At 41.3% G+C, this 20,726-nt stretch carries 27 protein-coding genes, 1 other RNA gene and 1 pseudogene; 13 read left to right on the top strand and 16 right to left on the bottom strand.

Annotated elements, in window-relative coordinates; all coding sequences use genetic code 11:
- Positions 1–4: 4 nt before the first annotated feature.
- The gene (locus tag PBF_RS11335; protein ID WP_035329874.1) at positions 5–220 is read left to right on the top strand and encodes a heavy-metal-associated domain-containing protein; all 216 of its coding nucleotides are present in this window, start codon (positions 5–7) and stop codon (positions 218–220) included.
- A 12-nt stretch (positions 221–232) separates the two neighbouring features.
- Positions 233–361, top strand: coding sequence for a hypothetical protein (locus PBF_RS27020; RefSeq protein WP_268745106.1), 129 nt, complete (start codon positions 233–235; stop codon positions 359–361).
- Positions 362–401: 40 nt separating this feature from the next.
- Here PBF_RS27020 and PBF_RS11330 read toward each other — a convergent pair whose 3' ends face one another.
- From PBF_RS11330 to PBF_RS11315, 4 genes are all read right to left on the bottom strand, one after another.
- Positions 402–1,667, bottom strand: coding sequence for an L-lactate MFS transporter (locus PBF_RS11330; RefSeq protein ID WP_035329873.1), 1,266 nt, complete (start codon positions 1,665–1,667; stop codon positions 402–404).
- Between the two features lie 122 nt (positions 1,668–1,789).
- On the bottom strand, positions 1,790–2,398 hold the full coding sequence (locus tag PBF_RS11325; RefSeq protein ID WP_035329872.1) for a TetR/AcrR family transcriptional regulator: 609 nt from the start codon (positions 2,396–2,398) through the stop codon (positions 1,790–1,792).
- 13 nt (positions 2,399–2,411) lie between these two features.
- Entirely contained in the window at positions 2,412–2,837 is a 426-nt protein-coding gene (locus PBF_RS11320) for a DUF5392 family protein (RefSeq protein ID WP_035329871.1), read from the bottom strand.
- A 14-nt stretch (positions 2,838–2,851) separates the two neighbouring features.
- A complete protein-coding gene (locus PBF_RS11315) occupies positions 2,852–3,571 on the bottom strand; it encodes a GTP pyrophosphokinase (RefSeq protein ID WP_035329870.1) in 720 nt (239 codons plus the stop codon).
- Positions 3,572–3,963: 392 nt separating this feature from the next.
- Between PBF_RS11315 and PBF_RS11310 the strand changes: the two genes are divergently transcribed.
- Complete coding sequence (locus tag PBF_RS11310; RefSeq protein ID WP_051488872.1) at positions 3,964–4,359, top strand: MarR family winged helix-turn-helix transcriptional regulator; 396 nt, start codon at positions 3,964–3,966, stop codon at positions 4,357–4,359.
- 1 nt (position 4,360) lies between these two features.
- Positions 4,361–5,557 carry an MFS transporter gene (locus tag PBF_RS11305; RefSeq protein ID WP_035329868.1) on the top strand — a complete coding sequence of 399 codons (1,197 nt, stop codon included), beginning with the start codon at positions 4,361–4,363 and terminating at the stop codon, positions 5,555–5,557.
- 45 nt (positions 5,558–5,602) lie between these two features.
- On the opposite strand, the gene PBF_RS11300 is transcribed toward PBF_RS11305, so the two are convergent.
- Both PBF_RS11300 and PBF_RS11295 read right to left on the bottom strand, forming a co-directional pair.
- Complete coding sequence (locus PBF_RS11300; protein WP_035329867.1) at positions 5,603–6,061, bottom strand: hypothetical protein; 459 nt, start codon at positions 6,059–6,061, stop codon at positions 5,603–5,605.
- A gap of 41 nt (positions 6,062–6,102) precedes the next feature.
- A complete protein-coding gene (locus PBF_RS11295) occupies positions 6,103–6,810 on the bottom strand; it encodes a sulfite exporter TauE/SafE family protein (protein ID WP_035329866.1) in 708 nt (235 codons plus the stop codon).
- Positions 6,811–6,921: 111 nt separating this feature from the next.
- Here PBF_RS11295 and PBF_RS11290 point away from each other — a divergent pair, with 111 nt between their 5' ends.
- From PBF_RS11290 to PBF_RS11275, 4 genes are all read left to right on the top strand, one after another.
- Positions 6,922–7,617, top strand: coding sequence for a response regulator transcription factor (locus PBF_RS11290; RefSeq protein ID WP_035329865.1), 696 nt, complete (start codon positions 6,922–6,924; stop codon positions 7,615–7,617).
- Positions 7,610–8,614 (top strand): sensor histidine kinase, encoded by a 1,005-nt coding sequence (locus PBF_RS11285; protein ID WP_035329864.1) that lies wholly within the window; start codon positions 7,610–7,612, stop codon positions 8,612–8,614. The genes PBF_RS11290 and PBF_RS11285 overlap by 8 nt, the downstream gene beginning before the upstream one ends.
- 99 nt (positions 8,615–8,713) lie before the next feature.
- Positions 8,714–9,475 carry an ABC transporter ATP-binding protein gene (locus PBF_RS11280; RefSeq protein WP_035329862.1) on the top strand — a complete coding sequence of 254 codons (762 nt, stop codon included), beginning with the start codon at positions 8,714–8,716 and terminating at the stop codon, positions 9,473–9,475.
- Positions 9,465–11,405 (top strand): ABC transporter permease, encoded by a 1,941-nt coding sequence (locus PBF_RS11275; RefSeq protein WP_035329861.1) that lies wholly within the window; start codon positions 9,465–9,467, stop codon positions 11,403–11,405. The genes PBF_RS11280 and PBF_RS11275 overlap by 11 nt, the downstream gene beginning before the upstream one ends.
- A gap of 284 nt (positions 11,406–11,689) precedes the next feature.
- Here PBF_RS11275 and PBF_RS11270 read toward each other — a convergent pair whose 3' ends face one another.
- The 3 genes from PBF_RS11270 to nagB are packed head-to-tail and all read right to left on the bottom strand — an operon-like array spanning position 11,690 to position 13,366.
- Entirely contained in the window at positions 11,690–11,872 is a 183-nt protein-coding gene (locus tag PBF_RS11270) for an aspartyl-phosphate phosphatase Spo0E family protein (RefSeq protein ID WP_235192245.1), read from the bottom strand.
- Positions 11,873–11,876: 4 nt separating this feature from the next.
- Positions 11,877–12,614: an SIS domain-containing protein gene (locus PBF_RS11265; protein WP_035329859.1), complete on the bottom strand. Its 738-nt coding sequence runs from the start codon at positions 12,612–12,614 to the stop codon at positions 11,877–11,879.
- A 14-nt stretch (positions 12,615–12,628) separates the two neighbouring features.
- The gene (gene nagB / locus PBF_RS11260; RefSeq protein ID WP_035329959.1) at positions 12,629–13,366 is read right to left on the bottom strand and encodes a glucosamine-6-phosphate deaminase; all 738 of its coding nucleotides are present in this window, start codon (positions 13,364–13,366) and stop codon (positions 12,629–12,631) included.
- 286 nt (positions 13,367–13,652) lie between these two features.
- Between nagB and nagE the strand changes: the two genes are divergently transcribed.
- Positions 13,653–15,029 (top strand): N-acetylglucosamine-specific PTS transporter subunit IIBC, encoded by a 1,377-nt coding sequence (gene nagE, locus PBF_RS11255; protein ID WP_035329858.1) that lies wholly within the window; start codon positions 13,653–13,655, stop codon positions 15,027–15,029.
- Positions 15,030–15,260: 231 nt separating this feature from the next.
- On the opposite strand, the gene PBF_RS11250 is transcribed toward nagE, so the two are convergent.
- Both PBF_RS11250 and PBF_RS11245 read right to left on the bottom strand, forming a co-directional pair.
- Complete coding sequence (locus PBF_RS11250; protein WP_035329857.1) at positions 15,261–15,800, bottom strand: GrpB family protein; 540 nt, start codon at positions 15,798–15,800, stop codon at positions 15,261–15,263.
- Positions 15,801–15,818: 18 nt separating this feature from the next.
- Complete coding sequence (locus PBF_RS11245; RefSeq protein ID WP_035329856.1) at positions 15,819–16,517, bottom strand: class I SAM-dependent methyltransferase; 699 nt, start codon at positions 16,515–16,517, stop codon at positions 15,819–15,821.
- Between the two features lie 344 nt (positions 16,518–16,861).
- Between PBF_RS11245 and PBF_RS11240 the strand changes: the two genes are divergently transcribed.
- Positions 16,862–17,137 (top strand): YqhV family protein, encoded by a 276-nt coding sequence (locus PBF_RS11240; protein WP_035329855.1) that lies wholly within the window; start codon positions 16,862–16,864, stop codon positions 17,135–17,137.
- 90 nt (positions 17,138–17,227) lie between these two features.
- Here PBF_RS11240 and ssrS read toward each other — a convergent pair.
- The 3 genes from ssrS to PBF_RS11230 form a co-directional block, all read right to left on the bottom strand.
- Positions 17,228–17,423, bottom strand: a non-coding RNA gene (ssrS, locus tag PBF_RS25155) — 6S RNA.
- Between the two features lie 60 nt (positions 17,424–17,483).
- Positions 17,484–17,786 carry a spore coat protein gene (locus tag PBF_RS11235; protein WP_035329854.1) on the bottom strand — a complete coding sequence of 101 codons (303 nt, stop codon included), beginning with the start codon at positions 17,784–17,786 and terminating at the stop codon, positions 17,484–17,486.
- The gene (locus PBF_RS11230) at positions 17,779–17,979 is read right to left on the bottom strand and encodes a hypothetical protein (RefSeq protein ID WP_035329853.1); all 201 of its coding nucleotides are present in this window, start codon (positions 17,977–17,979) and stop codon (positions 17,779–17,781) included. The genes PBF_RS11235 and PBF_RS11230 overlap by 8 nt, the downstream gene beginning before the upstream one ends.
- 154 nt (positions 17,980–18,133) lie before the next feature.
- Here PBF_RS11230 and PBF_RS11225 point away from each other — a divergent pair, with 154 nt between their 5' ends.
- The 3 genes and pseudogenes from PBF_RS11225 to PBF_RS11220 all read left to right on the top strand — a co-directional run bounded on the left by PBF_RS11225 (position 18,134) and on the right by PBF_RS11220 (position 19,164).
- The gene (locus PBF_RS11225; RefSeq protein WP_051488871.1) at positions 18,134–18,397 is read left to right on the top strand and encodes a spore coat protein; all 264 of its coding nucleotides are present in this window, start codon (positions 18,134–18,136) and stop codon (positions 18,395–18,397) included.
- 100 nt (positions 18,398–18,497) lie between these two features.
- Positions 18,498–18,623, top strand: a pseudogene (locus PBF_RS26780) (glutathione-dependent formaldehyde dehydrogenase); the annotation flags it as partial.
- Between the two features lie 43 nt (positions 18,624–18,666).
- Positions 18,667–19,164, top strand: coding sequence for a CBO0543 family protein (locus PBF_RS11220; RefSeq protein ID WP_035329852.1), 498 nt, complete (start codon positions 18,667–18,669; stop codon positions 19,162–19,164).
- Between the two features lie 37 nt (positions 19,165–19,201).
- Here the strand turns inward: PBF_RS11220 and PBF_RS11215 are convergent, their stop codons facing one another.
- Positions 19,202–19,693 carry a hypothetical protein gene (locus tag PBF_RS11215; RefSeq protein WP_235192244.1) on the bottom strand — a complete coding sequence of 164 codons (492 nt, stop codon included), beginning with the start codon at positions 19,691–19,693 and terminating at the stop codon, positions 19,202–19,204.
- A 110-nt stretch (positions 19,694–19,803) separates the two neighbouring features.
- Positions 19,804–20,685 carry a LysM peptidoglycan-binding domain-containing protein gene (locus PBF_RS11210; RefSeq protein ID WP_035329851.1) on the bottom strand — a complete coding sequence of 294 codons (882 nt, stop codon included), beginning with the start codon at positions 20,683–20,685 and terminating at the stop codon, positions 19,804–19,806.
- Positions 20,686–20,726: the final 41 nt, after the last annotated feature.

Genomic DNA, 20,726 nt, shown 5'->3' with positions numbered 1-20,726 from the left:
TTTAATGATTACTCGAACAGTCTCTATAGAAAACATGGATCAGACGGATGAAGAAAAATTAAGCAAAGCTCTGTATGATATCTGGGGTGTCCGGAAGATTAAGGTGAATTCCATGAGTGGCGAAGCAGTCATTTCATTTGATGAAGATGCTGCCTCCTTCATGGATTTTGAACAGGCTATTAAAGACTGCGGATATAACATCCTATCAAGTGATGAATAAGGGGGTGTTACTTTGGCAAGGGTCTGTGAAATCTGCGGGCATAGGGAGGAAACGGAAGAAGAGGTGAACAGTATTGACATGCTGGTTATCTGCCCGGATTGCTCCAATGACCGCGTTCATCCATTTTCATTCGAAAAATAAAAATAACTCCTGCCAGCTGGCCCGGCAGGAGCTTTACTCTTTATTCAGTCACAAGCTGCCCGCTTGTTCTTTTTTCTTTCTTAGCCGTTCTGATTTTCTTGATATCGCGCTTCATCAGCAGGGAAACGATGAAGCCTATGGCAAGCATGGTGCCAAATACATAGAAGGTAATCGTATAGCTTTGCGTATTTTCATATATGCTCGAGACGAGCATAGGTCCGACCACTCCGGCGATCGACCACGATGTAAGCAGATAGCCATGAATCGCGCCAAGCTGTTTGGTTCCAAACAGGTCCCCGATAAAGGCCGGAAGCGATGCAAATCCGCCCCCATAGCAGGAAACAATGATATAAAGGAAAACAGAAAAGATAAACGAGTTTGTGATGAATGGAAGAATGAAGAAAGCAGCAACCTGGATCAGGAAGAAGGTCATATATGTATTTCCTCTTCCAAGATAATCGGATGCAGACGCCCAGCCAATTCTTCCGCCTCCATTAAAGAGGCCCATAATGCCGACGATGCTAGCTGCGGTGATGGCGCTGGCTCCAGTGATTTCCTGTGCCATTGGTGCGGCAACGGAGAGAATCATGATGCCTGCAGAAATATTGATGAACATCATAAACCAAAGCAGCCAGAATCGCTTCGTCTTAATTGCTTCATTGGCAGTCATCTGTGCCAGGTCCGCTTTTACCGGCCGCTCTTCCCTGCTCTCTTCCATTCCTTCAGGTGCCCATCCTGCAGGCGGCTTAGCGATATAAAGCGCACCCAAAATCATCAGAATAAAATAACTGATTCCCAGGACATAGAAGGTTGTCGGAATTGAAGTTGCGATCATTAATCTGCTGGCAATAGGGCTTGTAATGAGGGCCCCTGCTCCAAATCCCATAACCGCCATCCCGGTGGCTAGTCCCCTTCTGTCAGGAAACCATTTTACCAGCGTGGAGACAGGTGCAATATAGCCGAATCCGAGACCCAGTCCCCCAATGACACCGAAGAAAATCAGGAATAGGATATAGTTTTCCAATTGAATGGCAAAGCCGGATCCAATAATCCCAATTCCAAAGAAGACTGCGGCAATCATGGCTGAAACTCTCGGTCCCCGCTTTTCCACAAACCGGCCAAAAAAAGCTGCCGCAATCCCAAGAATAAAAATGGCAATGGTAAAAGCAAGTGAAACATCTGTTTTTTCCCAGCCGAGCGCTTCTTTCAAGGGATTTTGATAAACACTGTACGCATATACTGAACCGATTGATAAATGAATGGCGACGGCTGAAAGGGCAATCAGCCATCTATTCTTGTTCGCCATAAAGAACCCCTTTCCTGAATATTGTTTTATTTTTTCCCCTAATGGGAAATAAGCTTCATGCTATTTTTTACCTTCCCAAAAAAGCCTGTCTCTAATCCTTTTAGAGACAGGCTTTCAAAAAATCATATAGACGCGAACCCTTTTTTCAGTAAATAGATTTCTGTACTGTAATTATGGACAGCCTCGTCGAATGGCAGCTCCCCTGCAAATTTTTTAACGATATTATGAAACGTGACAGAAGAAATAATCTGCATCATATGAAAAAGCTCCTGCTCGTCCTGCATATTCAACCGTTCCTTATTAATCAGATTGCTGATTTTCCTGAAATTCTCATTCAGATCATTTTCCCCGAAGCTTCTTGCCATAACATTTTCGATCCGGTGCGTCATATTAAGAAACAAATTCCTCAAAAACTGCAGATTTTCCCGTTCTTCTGTAATGATGGCTGTATAAAAATCAATCATCGCATCAAAAATATCACCATTATTTTTTTGGAGCGTTTCAAGAAAGTACATCTTATAAGCAGACACATGGCTATTCAATAAGTAGAAAAACGCATCTTCTTTGTCATCAAAATACTGATAAAAGCTGCCGCGCGGAATTTTGGCATCTTTGATGATATTGGATATGGATGCCTGGTAAAGCGGCACGCGGGCAAATTCCTTTTTGGCCGCATGGACTAGGTTTTCCCGTTTGTCTTCAGGCAAATTGAAAAAAGTAATTTTCGGCAAATTTTGTTCCTCCTTATTGCCAGTCTCTTTTTTCCTCCTTTAAGAATTGGATAAAATAAGGGACTGCCTTTCTGGGGTTCTCATTGATCAATGCTTGATATCTCGTTTTAATATGATCAGAAGCCCATTGACTTTTAGAAATCCGTTCTTTCATGTACTGTAAGCTCAGTTTTTGAATTTCCAGCTGCTGATGCTTCCCTTCTTTGGAAAGTGCGAAACCGAGCGCACCAATAATAGCGTAAATCAGGATGGCTGCCGGAGATGTTTTCTCATCCTGAACGGTGAAAAACAATGTCATGAGATTGATTAGTGACAGAATAATCAAGGGTGTTGACCAAAAAATATATCTGGAAGCTTTTTTCATGATGGGAGATACTATTTCTTCAAGCTGCTCCAACTCTCTTTTTACGAAATTCGGCATATTTGTCCACACTTGCATTTATTTCGTCTCCTTTAGGTTTTAATCCCTTTATGGCCCAGCAGTAATTGCAGGCTTTCGGGCGAAAAATTCATGTCTTCATCATCATCCAGCTGTTTTAAAGCAATCATTTCATCATGGAGATTCTCCATTTTCCGATCGAGGCGTGAAGCGGTATCAGCTGCCTCTTTCAGTTCATTCACTATTCTTTGCGGAATTTCTTTATTGTACTTGTAGTAAATCTTGTGCTCAAGGCTCGCCCAGAAGTCCATGGCAATCGTCCGGATTTGAATCTCCACAGGAACCGGCTCTTCCCTGTCAGACATAAAAATGGGTATCTGGACAATCAGGTGCAGGCTCTGGTAGCCATTTGGCTTGGGATGCTGAATATAATCCTTGCATTCGAGCACGGTTATATCTTTCTGGTTTTCAATCATTGCTTTGATTTTATAAATATCAGATACAAAGGAACATGTAATGCGGACGCCCGCAATATCTCTAATATTCTGCTTAATGGATTCCAAAGAAATCTCCAATTTTTTTCTTTGCAGCTTTTTAAAAATACTTTCCGGAGATTTAATTCGTGATTTTACATGCTCGATCGGATTATAGTCATGCACATACTGAAATTCTTCTTTCAGGATATTTAATTTCGTGTTTATTTCTTCCAATGCGAACTTGTAGGACATCATAAAACGCACTAGATCTGTTCTTAGTTCTTTAAGTGACATTTGCTCAGGCATATTGGTGACCATATGGGCTCCTTTGAATTTTCGCCTTGTTTTTGAGAGGCTTAATATTGGATGGCTTTTTGCAGATTGCTGCATTTACTCCCTGTTTCTGCAATTCAGCAATAAGCAATTGAATTTTGGACAATGCTTTCACCTCGATGTGACACTGTGTCATCCTTACAATTGAATTGTATATGACATCGTGTCACACGTCAATTGGATATGATACAATGTCACAAATTTGCCTACTTTTGTTTGGAGGGATAGCTGTTTTAGAACAAGTGCCTTAGCCTATTTACATGTCCCCAGCCAGAGCTGTATAATACATAATTAGTTACTGTAGATAACTATTACTCAGAGTAACCATTTGGGAGGTTTTTAAGATCGAAACATTTCAGCGGTTTTTTCATCAGCTTGTGCTATTGTATCGCCCATTTGAGAATAGGCTGAACAATGAATTAAGCAGGCATCATTTATACAGGGCTCAATGGTCCATCATGTATTACTTGAATAATGATGGCTCTGGCACACTGGTGGAGCTTTCACATTATCTTGGCGTTGAAAAACCAACGGTGACAAGGACGATTGCAAAATTGGAGGAAATGGGCTATTTAGAACCTGTTCCGACTAAAGACAAACGGGAAAAAAGAATGCAGCTGACCGATACTGGCAGGAAGGTTTATCAGGAGGTCCGCGTTACAATTGATGAATTCGAACAGGACATTCTAAAAGGAATTTCAGAGGAGGAACAGCTGGAAGGGATTCGTTTGATGAGCCTGATCCGCAAAAATTTAATGCAGGGAGAGTTATAAATTGAATCAGCCTAATCCGAAGCTTTGGACAAAGGATTTTATTATTGTTTCATCCGTTAATTTTTTCTTAACATTGATTTTCTATTTACTGATGGTGAGCATTGCTGTCTTTGCAGTGGATTACTATAGTGCCACAACCAGCCAGGCCGGGCTTGTTACGGGCATCTTTATTATTGGAACGCTCATTGGCAGGCTTTATATCGGGCGGGCCATTAATAATATCGGACGCAAGAAAACACTTTTTATCGGTTTGATCTTTTTTACGCTGACGACCCTTTTGTATTTCGTGAACATTGGAATTGCTTTCCTGCTGATTACCAGGTTTATACACGGCATTGCTTTAGGAGTGGCAAGCACAGCAACTGGAACCATCGCGGCACAAATTATTCCTGCGGCACGCAAGGGAGAAGGAATTGGCTACTTCAGCATGAGCACAACGCTGGCGACAGCTGTTGGGCCATTTATTGGCTTATTGATGATGCAAAAGGTTTCTTTCCAACTGATTTTTGCCTTCTGTCTGGCCATCGGCATCATTGCCCTGATTACATCCTTCTTTTTATATGTTCCTGCAATAGAAACCTCTGGTGTGAAAAAGCAGGGCTTCCAAATTTCCAGCTTTATCGAGCCAAAAGCAGTCCCGATTGCATTCATCACACTGGCAATCGCATTCGGTTATTCCGGGGTCCTCTCTTTTATCAACTTTTATGCGATAGAAGTCGATTTAGTGAAGGCTGCGAGCTTTTTCTTTCTCATCTACTCGGCAGCTGTCCTGGTTTCACGTCCATTTACCGGACGGCTGATGGATCTTAAAGGAGCAAATTATGTAATGTACCCCGCTTTTATCTTATTTGCAGCAGGCATGTTTGTCCTTAGCACAGCAAACAGCAGTTTCACGCTGCTTTTGGCAGGTGCGCTAATTGGGCTGGGCTTTGGGAACATGCAGTCCTGCACCCAGGCAGTGGCCGTCAAGCTGACACCCGCTCATCGGATGGGATTGGCGACGTCAACGTTCTTTATCTTTCTTGATGCAGGCTTGGGATTTGGCCCCTATTTGCTGGGATTCATTATTCCGATTACAGGCTATGGCAGACTATATGGAATGATGGCCATGTTTGTATTATTGGCAGCGATTTTATATTATTTCCTGCATGGGAAGAAAGAAACAATGCAAAAACGTTTCCTGAAAGAAACAGCTTAATGTAAAAATCCCGCCAAATTCTCTGCGGCGGGATTTTGTTTGTAGCTATATTTTCCTCAAAACTGAAATGCTGCCTGAAATCACTATTAATACATGGGATAAGAAAAAGGTATAAACATTAAAGAATAGACTATTTGTGTATTGATTGAACCAGCCAAAACGGTAAATTTTTGATTCCGGGTTATCAGGTGTTCCTCCAAGAGCAGTGATCAGCTCACTGGTGTAATCATTAATTAGAATCAGCAGCAAAACACATCCGGCAAGTGCAAAAAGCAGAATTCCGATTGTGGTTTTACCCTCTTTCACCATCTTTACTTTTGCCAGCTTAAAAGTATAGATCCAGCTGGAAATAAAGACAGGAGTAAAAAGAAAAATTACGAGGATGCCTAAATTTCCATTGCCTGAAACTACATGCGGCTTTACCGTAAAAAGATGCTCTATCAGGTAAAATCCAAAGAATGAAAACAGGAAGCTTAAGCTCCAATAGATCTGTTTTTTTCTCAAGACGGACACCCATTTCGTGATTTTCTAGTGAAGTTTTTCAGTCATTCAATCAGCAGGTAAATCCCTGTGAAAATTAAAATAATATATGTAAAAACCTTGAAAAAGCGCTGATTGATTTTAATAAATAAAATTTGTCCCAAGTATAGACCCAGCAGCACCAGCGGCAAAGCATACAAACTTGAAAGCCAAATCGTCTTATTGGTCCCTGCAAAGATGATCTGAAATACCAGACTGGCCGAGTAGATAAACAAGTAAAAAGCTAAAGTGGTTCCCCTAAGCCGCTCTTTTTTGGTATCCGTTCCTGAAAAATACAACAAAAGCGGCGGGCCGGGCATGCCAATGCTGGTTGTCATTATTCCTGATAACCCGCCCACTGAATAATCCCTGCGGCTTGTTTCTTTCACACGGACATTCGCCATCAAAAGGAGCGTTAAAATCAAAATAATGAAACTGACCGCTAACTTCAGCCGGGAAATGTCCAAAAATAAAAAAATGGCAATACCGGCAGGCAGCCCTATTGCACTGCCAATTGCGAACCTTTTCAGAACTCCAAAGTCTGTATCCTTCTTGATTTTTGAAAATAAAGCAGCAGAAATGATTAAAGATAAAATCAAATTAATTTGAATGGCTTCCCTAGGTTCAAATAGAAGCAGCAAGAACGGTGTGGCCAGGATCGAGAAACCAAATCCCGTACTTGTCTGCAGTATGGATGCAATTAAAATAATAAGAATAAAGAGAAAAATTTCCATGTACAATACCTGCTTTTTACCCTATTTTACCATAGACCGGAAACAATCTGGCACACCTTGAGCTTTTCCTATACAATAATGGAAGGAATATGCAAAAGTGTGGTGAGCTGATTGTTTAAAGTGCTTTTAATTGAGGATGATGCCTCCCTTTTTACTGAAATCAAAGACCGTCTCTCCCAGTGGTCTTACGAAGTCCATGGAGTTCAGGACTTCAGTGGAGTCATGAAGGAGTTTGCCGGCATCCAGCCTGATTTGGTCATTATCGATATCCAGCTTCCGAAGTTCGACGGGTTTCATTGGTGCCGGATGATTCGATCACATTCGAATGTGCCGATTATTTTCCTGTCATCCCGGGATCACCCAACCGATATGGTCATGTCCATGCAGCTTGGCGCTGATGATTTTGTCCAAAAGCCCTTCCACTTCGAAGTCCTGATTGCCAAAATACAGGCAATACTCAGACGTGTCTATAACTATAGTGCCGTTCAGAATAACCTCAGGACCTGGTGCGGTGCAGCGATTGATTTTGAGAAGAATACCGTTACAAATGAGAGCGGCTGCATAGAATTAACCAAAAATGAAATTTACATATTAAAGCTTTTGATAGAAAGAAAAAATCAAATTGTCAGCAGGGATGATATCATTAACAGCCTATGGGATGACAAACGATTCATTAGTGACAATACTCTTACGGTCAATATTAATAGACTCAGGAAGAAGCTTGATGAAATCGGGCTTGGCGCCGGGATCGAAACAAAGGTCGGCCAGGGATACATGGCAATTGAAGAGGATGCCCCGCATGTTTAGGAAATATATCAGGGAAAGGGTAAGCTGGATACTGCTTTTCGGTTTCCTTCAGCTGCTTGCTGCCTTTGTAGTATATATGGACTCGGCCATATCCCTAAAGCCCTTCCTATATTACACCTTTTTATCTGCCATCATTTTCACTGGGTTCATCTTTCTCCGTTATCAAAAGGAAACACGATTTTACAGAGAAGTAGCCGAACGGGAAGATAATTTAGATCTGTCTAGCATACCGGAGTCTGAAAGCCCGTTTGAAAAAATAGTGGAGTCGGGCCTGGTCAGCCAAACCGAACGGTTTAAACAGGAGTTTACCCGGAACTGGACACTTCTCGAGCAGGAAAAAGATGAACTGCTGTCCTGGATTCATGAAGTAAAAACACCCTTGACTGCCATGCATCTCATGATTGACCGGATTGGGGATCAGGATCTTAAATCGTCCCTGACGTATGAATGGCTTCGCATCCACCTTCTTCTTGATCAGCAGCTGCATCAAAAGCGGATTCCTTCTATGGAAAATGACTTGTATATTGAGATGATTCATCTCGAAGACATTCTATTCAGTGAAATCAAATCTCTGCAGTCCTGGTGCATGCAAAAAGGCATTGGCTTTGAAATGGAATTGGAAGAAACAGAAGCTCTGAGCGACGCGAAATGGCTCAGTTTTATCATTCGCCAGCTTTTAACCAACGCTGTAAAGTATAGTGAAAAATCAGACATTTCGATTTCGAGTTCCCAGCATGACGGTAAAATATCCTTGAGGATTCAGGATTTTGGCAGAGGCATTGATCAGAGAGATTTGCCGCGAATCTTTGAGAAGGGGTTCACATCCACTGCAAATCACCATGAAAACGCAGCAACAGGCATGGGGTTATATTTAGCCAAAAAAGCCGCAGACCAGCTGAAAATAAACATCCATGTGGAGTCTGTTTTAGGCAAAGGCACCATCATGACACTTATCTTCCCTACCCGGAATGATTTCGTCAGCATAACAGGCATGTGACAAAAATGTCACATGCTTTTGCTGTTTGTTCGTACAATCGAAGGAATTACATAGACGTACCCTTTTATAATAAGGCTATAAAAGAAAGGATGGTTACCCATGTTTGTACTTGAAGCCAAAAAAATTCATAAAAGCTACGGCAATAAATTTAATAGGCAGGAAGTATTAAAAGGAATTGATTTGAAAATTGAAACGGGTGAATTTGTAAGCATTATGGGCTCTTCCGGTTCAGGAAAGACCACGCTCCTCAATGTACTCTCGTCTATTGACAGTGTTAGCGGCGGAGAAATCAAGATTGAAGAAAAGGAAATGACGAGACTGAAGGAAAAGCAGCTCGCCCAGTTCCGCAAGAAGCATCTCGGATTTATTTTTCAGGAATATAATCTCCTGGATACATTGACAGTGAAGGAAAATATCCTTCTCCCCCTTTCCGTCAGCAAAACACCAAAAAAAGAAGCAGATGAAAAGTTTGCAGCGGTTGCGAGTGAGCTCGGAATTTTCGAGTTAAAGGATAAATACCCTAATGAAATTTCCGGCGGGCAAAAGCAGCGGACTTCCGCAGCTCGTGCTTTCATTCATGAACCAAGCATCATTTTCGCGGATGAGCCGACAGGTGCGCTGGATTCGAAATCAGCATCAGACTTACTGAATAAGTTAAGTGATTTAAATCAGAAAAGGAAAGCAACGATTATCATGGTCACCCATGATCCTGTGGCGGCAAGCTTCTGCAGCCGGGTTATTTTCATCAAGGATGGCCAGATTTATACTCAGCTGAATAAGGGTGATCAATCAAGACAGGCTTTTTTCAAGGATATTATGAAAACACAAGGCGTATTGGGCGGTGTGCAGCATGAGCATTAATACGATCATCCTTCGTAATCTGAAAAAGAATCTGAAAAATTATTATCTCTATGTGTTTGCACTCATTTTCAGTGTCGCACTCTATTTCGCATTTGTCACCCTTCAATATGACCCATCGATGTCCGAAGCAAAAGGCTCGATTAAAGGTGCAGCAGCAATCAAAACAGCCTCTATTCTGCTCGTGGCGATCGTTTCCATCTTTCTTCTGTACGCCAACACTATTTTTATCAAAAGGCGCAGCAAAGAAATCGGGCTTTTTCAGCTGATCGGAATGACAAAAAATGAAATTTTCAGGCTGCTTAGCCTGGAAAATCTCCTGCTGTATTTTGGTTCCTTGATCATTGGAATCTTTATCGGTTTTTCGGTTTCGAAATTAATACTGATGGTCCTTTTTAAATTGACAGGTGTTGAAGGAATTGCATCATTGCACTTTTCAAGTGAGGCGCTTTTGCAGACTGTCATCGTCTTTACGGTTATTTATATTTTCATCATGCTGATGAACTTTGTTTTTATCAAAAGGCAAACCATTCTATCTTTATTCAGGGTGGTTTCGATTGCAGAAGGTAAAGTCAAAAAGCTGTCCATTTTGGAAATGATATTGGGCGTACTTGGTTTAGCCCTGATCATAACCGGCTATTATATCTCTTCCCTTTTATTTGGCGGGGATTTCACATCCATGAACGAACTGTTCCTCGCGATGGTTGTCATTCTTGCTTCCGTTATTATTGGAACCTACCTTTTCTATAAAGGATCGGTAAGCTTTATCGCCAGCCTGATCCGCAAAAGGAAAGATGGATACCTGAATGTTAACGAAGTGCTTTCATTGTCCTCCATCATGTTCCGCATGAAATCGAGTGCACTGCTTTTAACGATTATTACAACTGTGTCCGCCCTTGCGATCGGGCTGCTGTCATTAAGCTATATTTCTTACTACTCAGCGGAAAAATCTGCCCGGGATAGCCTCCCCTCCCACTTTTCATTCACTGACAACGAAGATGCAGGGAAGTTTACCGGTAGCCTTCAAAAAGAGGGATTAGAATATAAGGAAAAAAATATTGAGTTACTTCATGTGGATGCTAATATGGAGGACATTCTTGATGTCAATCTGGAAGAAATGAATTTTGATTCACCAAATATGATCCTGCCGGTTGTAAGCGAAACTTCCATAGCTGGCATTAAGCTTTCTCCAAAGGAAACCGTACTTACAGGATATAATGATGCACTGCAGAAGTTCATGACGCTCAAAGACTCAGGAGAACTTGAGTTCATGGGAAAAACAAACACGATTAAACAAAACTATTTAGGATTAAAAAAAGATTTTGTTCTTCCGTTTTATTTTACATCAGGCGGGCTGCCGGTTGCTATTGTGGATGAGAAGGTATATGCAGAGCTGAAAGCTGACCTTAATCCAGAAATCCAGGATGAAAATTCGATTTTCATCGGGGTGGATATGAAGAGTGACAGCGATATTGAAAAAGCCAATTCACTCTTCAAAGAGATGGAATTCAGCGGCAGAGCCGATTCCCAGCAAGAGATGAGCACAAGGCAAAAAATGAACATGGGACTGATCATGTTTATTGTCGGTTTTCTCGGCTTAACCTTCCTGGTCACTTCAGGCTGCATTCTATATTTCAAACAAATGGATCAGAGTGAGGATGAAAAACCAAACTATACGATCCTGCGGAAACTCGGCTTTACACAGGGAGACCTGCTGCGCGGGATTCGTTCCAAAATGGCATTCAACTTTGGAATTCCGCTTATCGTCGGCCTTTTGCACAGCTATTTTGCCGTACAATCCGGCTGGTTCTTCTTCGGAAGCGAGCTTTGGATGCCGATGATCCTGGTTATGGCGCTTTACACGGTGCTTTATTCGATTTTCGGAATTTTGTCTGTGATCTATTCAAAAAAAGTGATAAAAGATGCACTATAAAATGCAATAACCGCTCAGGTGTGCTGGCCTGAGCGGTTTTTATATGGTGGGATTTGGCTTCGTTACAGATTGGCAGAGCTTGTTTGCGGGTTTTCTATGTCTATTTGCAAGTTTTCCAAGTTTAGTTTCAATTACCGGATTTATTTGCACAATGGTCAGTGTTTGTTTTTCGAACTTCTCTTTATTTGCGGGTCTTCCCACTCTATTTGTAAGTTTTCCATTTTATTTGCAGGTTTGCCCGGGCTATTTGCAAATTATCTTATTTATTTGCAATTTCTTCATATCTATTTGCAAATAACCTCAAAAGGGTCCAATTTTTTAGCCTCTCGTTTCAATCGCTGTGATTCAACAATTAACTTATCCAGTTCCTGGCTTAATTTCAAGGTCTCTACATCTATAAGCCCCTTAGAATAAATGCTTTGAATCATTGCCTGCCTGGTCAGTTCAATCGCCTTTTTTAATCTCATTAGGTTATCCTTCCAGAAGCGGAATTCGGGATTTATATCTTTTCACCAGCTCGCGGTTATGCTGTTCTGCTCCATCTACATTTCCGCTTTTGAAAATTGGCGGTTCGAACCCGTTTTCAATCATCACTTCGACTGCTTCTGCCATCAGGCTGTTTACAATCGCAAAGCCGATAATAGATGATGCGGAGCCAAACCGGATTCCCAATGCAGGATGCTCCATTAAGGCATCCCCAGGTTCAATATGATTATCAATGACCAGATCCACAGATGAAAATAGGTATTTTCCGTTTTTGTGCCGGGAGGATTGTGTATTCGCATAACGAGGGGATGTAATCCCAATGACGAATGCTCCACTCTCTTTCGAAATTTCTGCTACATCGACCGGAACTGGGTTCCGTCCTGATGTGGATGCTACAATGACAACATCACCAGGCTGGATATCAGCATTCTCCATGAAGCTTTCCGCAAGATCATTTTGTTTTTCCATAAAAGAAGAACGGACTGCGCCTTTATGCAGCATTAAATCCTCAACAAAAAGGGGTTTAATGGGGGCAAGTCCGCCTGCACGGTAAAACAGCTCTTCCCCGAGCATATGAGAATGTCCGCAGCCAAACACATGAATAATTCCATGGTTTTGGATACATTCAGCCACTGCACGGGCAGCGTTCTTCATTTTTTGACTCTCTTCTTTTTCCAAAATGGTCAATAATTCTTTTATTTCATTCAGATATTTCGCAATCATTGCTCCTACCCCATTTATACCGAGACTTTTGATGCACATAAAGCCGCTTCGTCAGCAATCACTTTCACGTTCGGATGATTTCTTAAGATGGATGCCGGGAATTGTTCATGAACACCATTTCCAAGAAGCTTTTGAATGGCATCGGCTTTTGCTTCACCTGAAGCAAGAAGAAGGATCTCCCTGCTTTGCATGATTGTAGCGATTCCCATTGTAATGGCTTGGGTCGGCACCTCTTTGATCGTATTAAAAAACCTGGCATTGGCTTTAATAGTGGAATCTGCTAGATCAACAACATGAGTTTTGGATGAAAAAGACGTGCCAGGCTCATTGAAGCCAATATGTCCATTATTGCCGATGCCTAAAATTTGCAGATCAATGCCGCCATGGGTTTTAAGTTTACTTTCATAATTTCGGCATTCTGCTCTTAAATCCCCGGCTGTACCGCTTGGAACAAACGTATTTTCCTTACGAATATCGATATGGTTAAACAATTGAGAATCCATAAAATATCGGTAACTTTGCGGATTTTCTCCTGAAAGGCCGATATATTCATCCAAATTAAAGGTTGTCACCTTATTATATGATGTTCCATTATCCCGGTGATCTTCAATCAACCGTTTATATGTTCCCACTGGTGTACTCCCGGTTGCCAATCCGAATGTTGCTTCAGGAAATTGGCGTACCTTCCTGATGATGTAATCTGCTGCGGTTGTACTCATTTCTTCATAGTTGTTTACTTTAATGATCTCCATCATGAGTTTCCTCCCTGCAATAAGCTCAATAAGTATATATTTGCACGCTTAAATGCAAAATATAGTAATTAAATAAACCCATTTATTAAGTATCGTATCACCTCTAAGTATAGTTGTCTATACCAATTTCATTGTTAGAAAAGTCTTAATATAAGATTGAAAATCCTCCTCATTAGATTTTTTTCTTTTAAAATGGTATAGACAACTATATTTATATTTTGGTATGATTACGACAGTTTAGTAAAACGCTTTCTTATTCATTATTTTTTATTAAGGAGAGATCAATATGTTAGGATTCTTACAAAGAATTGGCAAAGCATTAATGCTTCCGATTGCCGTCCTCCCTGCCGCCGGTCTTCTGCTCCGCTTTGGACAAGATGATTTATTGGGCATTCCGTTTATCGCAAATGCCGGCAATGCCATATTCGCCAACCTGGCACTTATTTTTGCCATCGGGGTTGCGATGGGATTCGCGAAGGACAATAATGGAGCAGCTGCCCTTTCAGGCGCCATCGGTTTTCTTGTATTAACCGAAGGGGCAATTGCCATCGATGAAAATATAAATATGGGAGTACTTGGCGGGATTATTGCCGGTATTATTGCTGGATTATTATATAACCGCTTCCATGATATTAAACTGCCGGATTGGCTCGGATTCTTCAGCGGCCGCCGCTTCGTTCCTATTATTACTTCCGTAACGATGATTCTTCTGGCTGCCATCGCAGGTTTTGCCTGGCCACCAATCCAGGGTGCAATCGATTCACTGGGCAACTGGATTATTGGTCTCGGCGCTTTGGGATCAGGTCTATTTGGATTCTTAAACCGCCTGCTTATTCCATTGGGTCTTCATCACGTATTGAACAGTTTATTCTGGTTCCAGTTCGGCGAATTTGAAGGAGTAAATGGAGATATTGCCCGCTTCTTCGCCGGAGACCCGTCAGCAGGCGCTTACATGACTGGATTCTTCCCTGTCATGATGTTCGGTCTTCCAGCTGCTGCATTTGCAATCATTGCAACTGCTAAGCCTGAAAAAAGAAAAGCGGTCTCAGGAATGTTCATCGGTCTTGCGCTGACTTCATTCCTGACTGGTATTACTGAGCCGATCGAGTTCTCATTTATGTTTATTGCACCGCTTCTATATGGAGTGCACGCCATCTTAACCGGGGTTTCCATGTGGGTTACCTCTCTATTGGGGATCCGCGATGGTTTCACATTCTCAGCAGGCGCACTCGATTTTGCCCTGAACTTTAATATCGCTGAAAAGCCGCTGCTGCTTTTGGGAATTGGTGTCATCTACGCTATTCTGTACTTCGTTATCTTCTATGCTCTAATTAAAGCATTAGACCTGAAAACGCCTGGCCGTGAAGAGGAAGAAGATATCGTGGAAGATGAAGATGAACCTGTATCATCCGGCAGCAGCAAGTATGAAGTCATGGCCAGCCATTTTATTAAAGATATTGGCGGTGCTGACAACATCACTAGCATTGATAACTGTGCCACACGCCTGCGCTTAAACATTGCTGATATGGAAAAAGTGAAGGAAAGCGCACTGAAGGCACATGGTGCTAAAGGAATCATGAAATTAAGCAAGACAAATCTGCAGATCATTGTTGGAACAGACGTTGAGTTTGTTGCAGATGAGATGAAAAAAATAAAGAAGTAATTGACTGAAAACCGGTGTCCCGAGGCGGACACTGGTTTTTTATTACATAAGTGGCGGTTTTTCGGGCTGAAGATGTGGCGGGTTCTGACTCTGGTGGTGTGTTTTCTCAATTCTGTGTCTTAAGTTGAACCGGGTTCGGACTCTATGAGCGCCTTTTCCCATTTCTGTGTCCGAAGATGACCTGGGTTCGGACTCTATGAACGCCATCTCTCATTTCTGTGTCTGAAGATTTTATTGAATTGCCTGGACTGAATGCCTTTTCTTGCACCACTCCACCGCCTTCATCTCAATTTCCTGCACAAGTGCTTCCTTCCCTTTTATATAAGAATCAATGTTAAAGGGAAACTGTTTCGCTAACTTCATTTTTAAGGCTCCATATTGTTTGGCATCTTCCTCGTTTTCCCTTAGATAATCACGGAAAGCAAGATGGCGCGTGATTTCAGGACTCCCTTTTTCGTATATATGGACATGGTGTGTCCGCTGATTGCCTCCTTTCTGAAAATACCGCCGGCCAGGCAGGCCGTTTTCTCCGCGGGGCTCATACCCAAGTGAAATCATTTCCGTATTGAAGCGATCAACCATCTTAATATCTATTACGACAGGCATTATATCAATGACCGGCTTTGCTGCCAGACCTGGAATCGAAGTGCTCCCAATATGGTGAATGGCCCGAATTTCTTTTTTAAAAATGGTCTTGATTAGCTCTGCCTCACTTTGAAATTTAAATTCCCAATCAGAATCATATACGGTAACTTCTACTTTCCTCCTCATGATGTCCCCCTATAAAATCTACCTTACTTGCATCAGGCAGCTCCATAAAAAATCTTCGCCAAATAGATCGCTGGGCTCCTGAATTTTTTTCATCGTTCTAAATTCCAGAAAATAAAAATCATCTTGAAAGATCGCTTTCAAACGTTCTTCTGTATACCCGATGCCCCCCTTTAAGCTGCCGGTGCGATACACTTCCCAGTCCGGCGTGGGAAGCGCGCCATCCGGATTAAAGCACACCAGCCCAAACTTTCCTCCAGGCTTGAGTGCGGCTTTAACTATTTCCAGATATGTAAGCCTTCTGTGAGGCGGAAGATGATGAAACATGCCGCTGTCATAAATAAAATCATAGCTGTCAGGTTCAAAATCTAAGTCAAATAGAGATACACATTCAAAATTAATTTTCACCTGTGCTTCATTTGCTCTTTCAATTGCCCATTTGACCGCCTTTTCGGAAAAATCGATGGCATCCACTTGTGCCCCATTCTTCGCCAAAAAAATGGCATTCCTTCCTGGGCCGCATCCAATTTCGAGTACCTTTCCAGGCTGCAGGCCATGTTGAATGTACTCAGACAGGTTTTCATCAGGCCCGTTCACTTTAAAAAATGGAATCTCTTTGTCCCGGTCTTCGTAGAAAGTTTCCCAGAATAATTTTGGTTCTCTTAACAATCCATCCAGCATTTCCAATAAGTCATGATGATGTAAAATAGCTTTCTCCATAGCAATCCTCCCCCTTACTTTTATTTTACTTAAACCCTTAATGGAAAGGATTACAGCTGCGTTAAAAATAGATTATTTAAACAAAAGCGCATTGCTGATTTTGCATTATTCTTCCATCTGGAAACCCTGCAAGGGGGTATTTTAAAGTTTGATAGGCTAAGAAATAATTAAGTCTTTAAACAAAGAAAAATACTTGTAAGCGCATTCTATGGACTTTTAAAAAACATTAATTCACTGTTGCTTGTAATCTTTGTAACACTTATGAAACATTTACTTTTGAAAACTTGTCCTTCATTTCGGTCAGCTCTCATATAATGACGACAAGAAGGTTTAGGAGGTACATAATGTTTCTTTTTCTTGATAAAGCGATTCTCGGTATGGCCATACTGCGGCTTATTTCCGGAAGCATTGAAATTTATGTTGCACTATTAATCTTAAAAATGAATGATATCGAAAAAGCATTGATTGTGAATAGTTCACTGGCCCTTATAGGACCGCCTGTGCTTCTCTTGACAACAGTCATTGGATTGACAGGAATGGCTGATAAAGTTTCACTAAGCAAGATCTTATGGGTGCTTTGCGGGGTTGGCTGCATTTTGTATGGTGTAAAAGGGAGATAGAGCTGCATAGACAGCTCTATCTTTGATGTTTCATTTAATTTATGTATAAAAAAACCAGCCCCCGATTGGAAACTGGTTTGATAACATAAGTATGCAGCCGCTTTTGCCGTAACTGGTATAAGAAAGTTTTAAACCACCACTCCTCAAAGTGGGTGTTCGCAGAAACATTCCTGCCTGTCCTCCTTGTCTTATAGACAGAGGCTTGTCATTCCTGTTCCGATGTGAAACTCCCTATTTCAGCTTAAAGGTTAAAACTTTAGTATGATTACGTACAATGCAGCTTGTTTTATTATAATAATATAATTTACACAAGGATTCAATAGAAGTTTTTTCCTGTCTAGATCTATTAACTCTTTTGACTTAGCTTCAATGCGGTTTCAGTAATTTTCATATCCGTTTCCAGCTGTTTTTTCAAATTATGCGGATAATAGGTTCCCCTGCTGATCATGTAATTTGTTATTTTTTCATGAGTTTCTACCGCAATCTTTAACTGCTCCCTTAGAAGTTCCCTTACTTCAGGTGAACCGCTCTCAGTAAGGGCGAATGCAATATTCCGGATGCCCGCTTTCGCGGAAATTAAAAAATCCGTTGCAATCACCTGATCAGACATTCCGCCCATTCCCATTAAATTCTTCAAAAAATTATTCATTTATTCCGTGCCTCCTTTTCAGAATGCTTTGCATCTCCTGTATGAATTTAACATCCCCCGCCTCACTGTCCTGCAATATCGTTTTTAAAGTCGGATCCTGAACAAGCCCGCCCATAGCCACCGATTTAGTGACACAGGTTTTTAAAAACCAGAAGCTCATGAAGCTCCAATGTTTCATGCAATCCCATTTCATTCATCATAAATAATCCTCCCATACATTTATATTCTCATTTTGCTCATTTCCCACTTTAGAAACCTGTGGTATTTATTTCTTCTGCCAGTCACTGTGAATTACGTATAAAGCAGTTGAAAGAAGAAACATTAACAGTTAAAAGGAGGGCGTAATTATGGACGAGTTAGGCCTTGGCTACCATGAAACAATGGAAACACATGAAATGCTGAATTTTAAAACAGATTGCCTGCTTAAGTCTAAGATGGTTATAGGCATCTGCTTTGATAACGATTTAAAAAAATTGCTTGAAAAGGATGTGGAACAGTCGATTCAAGCAATTCAGGAATTAAAGGAACTATACAAGAAAGCGATTTTTCCGGTGTGGCAAAAGTGCCAAGCCGGTCAGTATTCGCTGGAAACAGCTCCATATTTCCAATAGTAATGGCCATATCAGCGGATTTTATATCCAGCTCTATTTGTTTTCCGATATCACGCGGATAAATCCAGCCTTTTTTTAACATCAGTTCTGTAACTTCGCCGCTGAAGCCAAATTCGATCCAAGCGACATCGTCACCCATGTTTTGCCGCTGGATGAGGCAAAGCATGGCTACGAAGCATTTGATACGAAAACGGAGGACTGCATTAAAGTCTTACTAAAGCCTTAACCTGATTTTTTAGTTACACCAGGTTACAAAGGAGAAATTGCAATTGGGAAGAAAGTTTGAACGAAATCTGCTGCGCAGCCTGTTTATTTTCGGAATCGGGGCTTTCTTCCATTTGGTCAGAAAGCCCCCTATAAAAGACTGGCTTATCGTGTTCTTTTTGAAAAGCTATATTGCCACCTTCTTAGATAATCTCTTAGTGCGAAAAGGCTATCTCAAGTACCCGGTTAATCTGTTTAAGACGTTCGATGTCAGTGTACTATTCAGCTATATCATTTTTCCCATCACATGTGTTTATTTTAATCAGCAGACCCGAAATAGCGGCCTAAAAGGGATCCTGCTGAAGTCCCTGATATTTAGTGTTCCATCGGCAATTGCAGAACATTTTCTTGAAAAACACACACAGTTGATCAAATATAAGAAATCATGGAATTCTTATTATAGCTTTATATCTATATTGGCGACCTTCCTGCTGACACGCGGAATAATGGGTATGATAAGTAAATCTTCAGAAAAGCAAAAAACTCCAGCTCCAAAACAATAATTGGAGCTGGTTTTTTTATGAAGACTTCTTATCTTTCTCAAATTTTGGCGGTCCAGCCTTCCTTCCTGGCAAGAACACCTCCATCATAAAACTTGCCGTATTTTCTTAAGATATCTCTCACCTCAGGAACGGTGGGGATTGTCTCATTTGCAGAATATGTAAGATAGTAGTTTTTAGTGTTTTTCCGATGGATGATCCAAGTAAAAAATTTCATCGCAAAATCATGTGTATTGTGATTACGGAATTTCTGCATCTGCTTTCCGTCCCATACGGTCATGGTCTGCCCGTTTCCCTTCCATTTCTTTAGTTCTCCATTTAGTTCAGCATAGATTAGACCCGGTGTTTTTTTCATCTGATTCATTACCAATAATGTCAGCACCTGATTAATAAACAATTGAATGAGATTTAATCCTTCCCCTCTTGTCAGTGAGATAAATGCCTGTTCAGGCAGCATTTCCGGCTTATCACCCCAAACAAGCGTATTTGATCCGTCCATTTCCTTTATCGGTGTCCATTTTCTTTGTTCCATAACTTCCCCTCCTGATTTGGTAAATAATACCCAGATAAATAGGTATTCTTCAAAAGGAAGAATATTCCTTCAAAAAAAAGAACGGAGGCTCAGGAGGCCTCCAAATAGAATTATCGATAAGTGAGATCGGTTATTTCCAGAAACTGGACAGTGGTTTGATCCCTGTCAATCCGGACTTTGAGTTCGATATCATCAAGCTGGTAGGTTAACTCTTCACACTTGGCTGATTCGTAGCAAGTTACCGTTTTTGTCTTGTTAGCACCGCCATACATTTTAACTGCTTCAGCTTTAGTAAAGGGAAGAGCCGGAAACAGACGCGGGCTTAAATATTCCGGATATACAGCAAGGCTGCGAATTGTACCATCCTTCATATTTATGGTTGCCCTTACACCGGCACCATCACCCTGGTAGTAAAGGCTTTTAATATTGAGCTGAGTGTCAGTCTTTTTTGGCTTGCCCATTCTCGATATGATGTCATCATAGGCATCTCCCGGCTTTATGCCAAAAATATGAAGCTCACCGCTGGAAAGAATAAAGGCATCTTTAATTCCTGCTTTTTTGACTGCCTCCAGCCCATTCACAGCATTCCTCCTGTCCTTAAAAGCACCTGCCTGCACACGGTAATATGTTTTGCCATCTATGACAGCCGTGCTAAATGCGGCAGGGATTTCTTTTTTCTTCAGCAATGCTGCCCGCTTTTCCGCATTCTCTTTTTTACTGAAAGAACCGGCAATAATTTTATGGTATCCAGCTTCTTCCCCGGATAAAATGAGACGCTGACCAGGATAGATGGTCGTACCAGTTAAATCATTCAGCTCCTTAATCTGCGTCACACTCAGATGATGCTTCTTTGCCAGAGAATATAGAGTATCCCCTTTTTTCACCATAGCTATTTCTCTATCACCGCTGTGGTCCGCTAAAACAGATCCCCCTGAAAAAATAACTGCCATAGAAATGACTCCTGCTGCAAATGCCTGTTTTATTTTCTTCATTATTTTCACCTCACTGAATATGACGAAGGGAAATAATGGAT

The sequence above is a fragment of the Cytobacillus firmus DS1 genome, from assembly GCF_000565285.1.
Lineage (GTDB): Bacteria > Bacillota > Bacilli > Bacillales > Cytobacillaceae > Cytobacillus > Cytobacillus firmus_A.
Note: the sequence above shows the minus strand (reverse complement) of the source record. Positions and strands in the feature narration are given on the sequence as shown.

Bases quoted from the DNA above. Each gene is read 5' to 3' on its own strand.
- PBF_RS11335 (WP_035329874.1), top strand. From the start codon at position 5: ATGATTACTCGAACAGTCTCTATAGAAAACATGGATCAGACGGATGAA.
- PBF_RS11330 (WP_035329873.1), bottom strand. From the start codon at position 1,667: ATGGCGAACAAGAATAGATGGCTGATTGCCCTTTCAGCCGTCGCCATT.
- PBF_RS11320 (WP_035329871.1), bottom strand. From the start codon at position 2,837: ATGCAAGTGTGGACAAATATGCCGAATTTCGTAAAAAGAGAGTTGGAG.
- PBF_RS11315 (WP_035329870.1), bottom strand. From the start codon at position 3,571: ATGGTCACCAATATGCCTGAGCAAATGTCACTTAAAGAACTAAGAACA.
- PBF_RS11295 (WP_035329866.1), bottom strand. From the start codon at position 6,810: ATGGAAATTTTTCTCTTTATTCTTATTATTTTAATTGCATCCATACTG.
- PBF_RS11285 (WP_035329864.1), top strand. From the start codon at position 7,610: ATGTTTAGGAAATATATCAGGGAAAGGGTAAGCTGGATACTGCTTTTC.
- PBF_RS11280 (WP_035329862.1), top strand. From the start codon at position 8,714: ATGTTTGTACTTGAAGCCAAAAAAATTCATAAAAGCTACGGCAATAAA.
- PBF_RS11275 (WP_035329861.1), top strand. From the start codon at position 9,465: ATGAGCATTAATACGATCATCCTTCGTAATCTGAAAAAGAATCTGAAA.
- PBF_RS11270 (WP_235192245.1), bottom strand. From the start codon at position 11,872: ATGAGATTAAAAAAGGCGATTGAACTGACCAGGCAGGCAATGATTCAA.
- PBF_RS11265 (WP_035329859.1), bottom strand. From the start codon at position 12,614: ATGATTGCGAAATATCTGAATGAAATAAAAGAATTATTGACCATTTTG.
- nagB (WP_035329959.1), bottom strand. From the start codon at position 13,366: ATGGAGATCATTAAAGTAAACAACTATGAAGAAATGAGTACAACCGCA.
- nagE (WP_035329858.1), top strand. From the start codon at position 13,653: ATGTTAGGATTCTTACAAAGAATTGGCAAAGCATTAATGCTTCCGATT.
- PBF_RS11250 (WP_035329857.1), bottom strand. From the start codon at position 15,800: ATGAGGAGGAAAGTAGAAGTTACCGTATATGATTCTGATTGGGAATTT.
- PBF_RS11245 (WP_035329856.1), bottom strand. From the start codon at position 16,517: ATGGAGAAAGCTATTTTACATCATCATGACTTATTGGAAATGCTGGAT.
- PBF_RS11240 (WP_035329855.1), top strand. From the start codon at position 16,862: ATGTTTCTTTTTCTTGATAAAGCGATTCTCGGTATGGCCATACTGCGG.
- PBF_RS11235 (WP_035329854.1), bottom strand. From the start codon at position 17,786: ATGAATAATTTTTTGAAGAATTTAATGGGAATGGGCGGAATGTCTGAT.
- PBF_RS11230 (WP_035329853.1), bottom strand. From the start codon at position 17,979: ATGAAATGGGATTGCATGAAACATTGGAGCTTCATGAGCTTCTGGTTT.
- PBF_RS11225 (WP_051488871.1), top strand. From the start codon at position 18,134: ATGGACGAGTTAGGCCTTGGCTACCATGAAACAATGGAAACACATGAA.
- PBF_RS11215 (WP_235192244.1), bottom strand. From the start codon at position 19,693: ATGGAACAAAGAAAATGGACACCGATAAAGGAAATGGACGGATCAAAT.
- PBF_RS11210 (WP_035329851.1), bottom strand. From the start codon at position 20,685: ATGAAGAAAATAAAACAGGCATTTGCAGCAGGAGTCATTTCTATGGCA.